Raw genomic sequence first — 4,653 nt, forward strand, 5'->3', positions numbered from 1 at the left:
GATGGAACATGGGAGAGTGGGTGGGATCATCGTCCCTCCTATAAACCTTTCCCGGCGCTATTATCTGTATGGGTGGCTCTTGCCTGAGCATGGTTCTTATCTGAACCGGGGATGTGTGGGTTCTGAGAAGGTAGCCGGGTTTGTTTACGTAGAAGGTGTCCTGCATGTCCCTTGCGGGGTGGTCCTTGGGTATGTTCAGCCTGTCAAAGTTGTACTCTTCAAGCTCTACCTCGGGACCCTCCTCAACCTTGAAGCCCATGCCCGTAAAGATGTCAACTATCCTCTCCAAGGTCAGTGTTAGGGGGTGGAGGCTGCCGACAGTGTTCTTGAGGGGTATGGTTAGGTCAACCCATTCCTTTGCAAGCTCCTCTCCCAGCTCCTTTCTCCTGATCTCCTCCTCTTTCTCCCTGAGCTTCGCTTCAATTAAGCTTTTTAGCTCGTTCACTCGCCTCCCGTAGTCCTTTCTCTCCTCGGGAGGTATCTCCTTTATCCTTTTGAGCGCTGTGGTGAGGATTCCCTTCCTTCCAAGGTACTTAGCCCTTAAGTGCTGAAGCTCCTCGGAGCTCTTTACAGATTCAAGCTCCTTTAATACCTGCTCCTTTAAACCTTCAAGGTCGTTCATCTCACGAAAGGGCAGCCTTTGCCCTCTCAACTATCTGGGAGAATCCTTCGGGGTCTCTGACTGCCATGTCGGCGAGGACCTTCCTATCAAGCTCCACACCAGCCTTCTTGAGTCCGTTTATGAACTTGCTGTAGGAGAGACCGTAAGGTCTGACCGCTGCGTTTATACGGGCTATCCACAGCCTCCTGAACTCTCTCTTCCTGAGCCTGCGATCCCTGTACTCGTAGTAGAGGGCTCTCATTACGGCTTCCTTAGCCCTCCTGTAGGAGGAATGCCTCATTCCTCTGTAGCCTTTGGCGAGCTTGAGTATCTTCTTCTTGCGTTTCCTTGAAGAGGGTCCCTTGACTCTCATTCTTCCTTCCTCCTTAACCTGCGAAGGAAGTATTTTAACACAAGCCATGGTAAATTATGGAACATGCAAAGGAAGATGGGGTTCTGGGAGGCGGTTTCTATAGCTGTAGGGACTATGATAGGGGCTGGGATTTTCTCAATACTTGGTGTTGGAGCCCAGATATGCGGTGCCAACTTACCTTTGGCCTTTGCAATCGCTGCTCTCTTTTCTCTATCCGTTGCCTACTCCTATGCTCAGCTTGGTTCAAGGTATGTGTCCAATGCAGGACCCATTGAGTTCATATTGAGAGGTATAGGCAACAATGCATTAACAGGAACTCTGAGCATACTCATGTGGTTCAGCTACGTGGTTTCAATATCTCTCTTTGCAAAGGCTTTCGCAGGATATCTCCTCGCTCTCCTTGGTATGAGTGTCAAAGGTTATGTCTTTATGGAGATTGAGGTTCTCGTGGTGGCTTTCTTTACAGCCCTTAACTTCTTTGGCTCCAAGGCTGTAGGAAGGTCGGAGTTTTGGATAGTTCTTGGAAAGTTACTCGTTCTGCTAACATTCGTTGTTTTTGGTGTTTGGAGCGTGAATCCGGATTTCCTAAAGCCCTCTATCTCCTTTCCCGGTTTAACGAACACCTTTTACGCCGCCTCCGTGCTCTTTCTGACCTATATGGGTTTTGGGCTTGTTACGAACGCCTCGGAGAATATAGAAGATCCCGAGAGAACTGTTCCGAAAGCTATATACACAAGCATAGTGATAGTGGCGATAGTCTATATCTCTGTTGCCAGCGTTGCCCTTGGGAACCTCGGGGCTGAAGGGCTTGTGGAGGCGAAGGAGTATGCACTTGCTGAAGCCTCTAAACCCTTTCTGGGGGACCTTGGCTTTAAACTTGTCTCTATAGGAGCTCTCTTTTCAACATCCTCGGCTATTAATGCAACTCTGTATGGAGGGGCGAACGTAGCCTATGTGCTGGCTAAGAAGGGACAACTTCCCCGAATGTTTGAGAGGAAGGTGTGGTTTGGGGAACCGGAGGGTCTCTATGCTACCGCTGTTCTGAGCGTCCTCCTTGCTCTCTTCTTTGACCTTGGGGGTATATCCTATCTGATAAGCTTCGTCTTCCTTGTAATATACCTATTCGTTATAGCTTCCCACTACAGACTCGCAGGGGAAGTGGGGGGTTCCAGACCCGTGATAGTCCTGAACTTCTTTGTGGTGCTATTTATAGTCCTGATACTAACTTCATACCAGTGGCAAGAACAGAGAGGAAGTTTATACACTGAAGCCGGTGTGCTCCTTTCTGCCTTCCTTTTTGAGCTTGCCTGCAGGAATATAACCGGGAGAACCTTCAAGCGTAGAAAGTATCTTGTTTAGGATATATCATCAGTTCGCTCAACCTGCTCTTGGGAGCTATACTATTCTTCTGGGTGGTTGAGGATGAGATGAAGGGTCTCTTGCAAGGAGGTAAAAAGGAATGGAGACGACTTCACTAAAGAGCTATGCCCTGGAAAAGGTTGAGGCGGCGAGGGCTGTCCTTAGGGAGCTAACATCCCTTAAGACTGAGGTAAAGAACAAAACGCTCCTCAGGGCTGCCCAGCTCCTTGATGAAAACCGCGAGAGGATAAAGGCGGAGAACAGCAAGGACATAGAGTATGCAAAGAGCATAGGACTGAAGCCGGCTGTTATAGACAGGCTCGTTCTGAACGACAAGAGGATTGATGGCATGATCAAGGTCCTCAGGGATGTAGCGAGCCTTCCCGATCCTGTGGGTGAAGTCGTCAAGATGTGGAATCTCCCTAACGGCTTGAAGGTGGGGAGGATGAGGGTCCCCCTCGGAGTCATATTCATAGTCTATGAATCAAGACCTAACGTAACCGTTGAGGCAGCTTCGCTCTGCATGAAGTCCTCAAATGCGGTTGTTCTCAGGGGCGGCAAGGAGGCTATAAACTCCAACAGGGTTCTCGTTGAGCTTCTCCGTCAGGCGGCTGAAGAAGAGGGTTTCCCAAAGGAGGCTGTTCAGTTCATAGACAGAACCGAGAGGGAGATAGTCTGGGAGATACTCGGCATGGAGGGTAAGGTTGATGTTGCCATACCGAGGGGTGGTGAGAGCCTTATAAGGGCTGTCACGGAGCATGCAAAGGTCCCCGTCATAAAACACTACAAGGGGGTTTGCAACATATACGTTGACGACAGGGCGGACCTTGAGAAAGCCTACGATATAGTTTACAACGCTAAGGTTCAGAGACCTTCGGTGTGCAACGCTGTTGAGAACCTCGTGGTAAACAGAAGGATACTCGGTGAGTTTTTCCCGAAGATGGCTTACTATCTGGGGAAGGCTGGTGTTGAGCTGAGATGCGATGAGGAGAGCCTTGAGATAATTAAAAAGGATCCCAAACTCTCCTTCGTAAAGGCGGTTCCGGCGACGGAGGAGGATTACTACGAGGAGTTCCTTGACCTCATACTGGCGGTCAAGGTTGTGGAGGATATTGATGAGGCGATAGCCTTTATAGAGAAGTACGGCTCCAAGCATTCCGACGCCATAGTTACGGAGGACTACAGCAGGGCTATGAAGTTTCTGAGAGAGGTAGATTCAGCGGCTGTCTATGTGAACGCCTCTACCCGCTTTACCGATGGAAACGAGTTCGGTCTGGGGGCGGAGATGGGAATTTCAACGGACAAGATACACGCAAGGGGTCCCATGGCGCTTGAGGAGCTGACCATTCCAAAGTTCATAATCTTAGGTGAGGGACAGGTCAGAGACAACTTCGGTGTTCCGGAAGATATTAAAGATTGATGCTTAGGAACGAGCTCCAGCTAAAGCTAAAACTGAACCTGAACCTTTTGCTTAAAAACCAGGTAGAGGTACTGCTCTACTCTGTTCAGGAGCTTGAACAGCTTCTAAAGGAGGAAAAAGAGTCCAATCCCTTCATTGAAGACATCTACATTTCGGACAGGGCTGTAAGGTTCTTTGAGGAAAGCAGGTCCCCGGAGGCGGTTTACAGGATTCATCCCCTTGAGCTTCTCCAAAGGAATGTGAGGGCTGAGCTTGAAGGGATTGACCTCAGGATAGCCCTTGAGCTTATATCGGGCGTTGATGAAAGAGGCTTCTACAGGGCAGATATCGCGGAGGTGGCTCAGAAGTTTGGGGTATCGGAGGACTACGTTGAGGACCTCAGGGAGTTCGTCATGGGTCTTGAGCCCCTTGGTGTGTGCTCAAGGGACTTTCAGGAGTTTGCAAGGCTTCAGATAAGGGAGCTCTACCCGGAGGAGGAAGCCCGGCTCTTGAAGGAGCTTGAGAAAGCCCTCAGGGGGGAGAGGGTCTCTGAGGAGAGCAGGAGGAAACTCACACACCTGAGAACCTCTCCTATAGAGGAAGAATCGCCCACGCTTAAGGTAGCAAAGGTTGACGCTGTGATTGAACTTGATGACGGAGAGCTGGTGGGTTATCTCTACGAGGACCTGATTGACATAAGACCGAATACTACCTACCTGCAAATGCTCAAGAAGGTCAAGGGCGAGGCTAAGGAGTTTTTGAGGGATTATGTGGAACGCTACGAGAACTTTCGCAAGATTCTATCAGTGAGAAGGGAAAACCTGAGGAGAATAATAGACGAGATAATAGAGGTTCAGGGTCAGTTTCTCAGAGGTGAGGGGAACCTCAAGGCTCTGATGGTCAAGGATGTGGCTGCAAAGC

5 protein-coding genes are annotated in these 4,653 nt (G+C 49.7%); 3 read left to right on the forward strand and 2 right to left on the reverse strand.

What is annotated here, in order from left to right:
* Together AC1HCM_RS01655 and rplT are read right to left on the reverse strand one after the other, a co-directional pair.
* Positions 1 to 622 (reverse strand): tRNA ligase subunit PheS family protein (locus AC1HCM_RS01655; RefSeq protein ID WP_479460039.1); only part of this gene is annotated, 622 nt, incomplete at its 3' end.
* A gap of 1 nt (position 623) precedes the next feature.
* Positions 624 to 974, reverse strand: coding sequence for a 50S ribosomal protein L20 (gene rplT / locus AC1HCM_RS01660; protein ID WP_479460040.1), 351 nt, complete (start codon positions 972 to 974; stop codon positions 624 to 626).
* Positions 975 to 1,049: 75 nt separating this feature from the next.
* On the opposite strand from rplT, the gene AC1HCM_RS01665 reads away from it, so the two are divergent.
* The 3 genes from AC1HCM_RS01665 to AC1HCM_RS01675 form a co-directional block, all read left to right on the forward strand.
* Positions 1,050 to 2,333, forward strand: coding sequence for an APC family permease (locus AC1HCM_RS01665; RefSeq protein ID WP_479460041.1), 1,284 nt, complete (start codon positions 1,050 to 1,052; stop codon positions 2,331 to 2,333).
* Between the two features lie 100 nt (positions 2,334 to 2,433).
* Positions 2,434 to 3,753 (forward strand): glutamate-5-semialdehyde dehydrogenase, encoded by a 1,320-nt coding sequence (locus AC1HCM_RS01670; protein WP_479460042.1) that lies wholly within the window; start codon positions 2,434 to 2,436, stop codon positions 3,751 to 3,753.
* Positions 3,753 to 4,653 (forward strand): RNA polymerase factor sigma-54 (locus AC1HCM_RS01675; RefSeq protein WP_479460043.1); only part of this gene is annotated, 901 nt, incomplete at its 3' end. The genes AC1HCM_RS01670 and AC1HCM_RS01675, both read left to right, overlap by 1 nt.

This window comes from Hydrogenivirga sp. (assembly GCF_056450045.1).

Bases quoted from the DNA above. Each gene is read 5' to 3' on its own strand.
- AC1HCM_RS01665 (WP_479460041.1), top strand. From the start codon at position 1,050: ATGGGGTTCTGGGAGGCGGTTTCTATAGCTGTAGGGACTATGATAGGG.
- rplT (WP_479460040.1), bottom strand. From the start codon at position 974: ATGAGAGTCAAGGGACCCTCTTCAAGGAAACGCAAGAAGAAGATACTC.
- AC1HCM_RS01670 (WP_479460042.1), top strand. From the start codon at position 2,434: ATGGAGACGACTTCACTAAAGAGCTATGCCCTGGAAAAGGTTGAGGCG.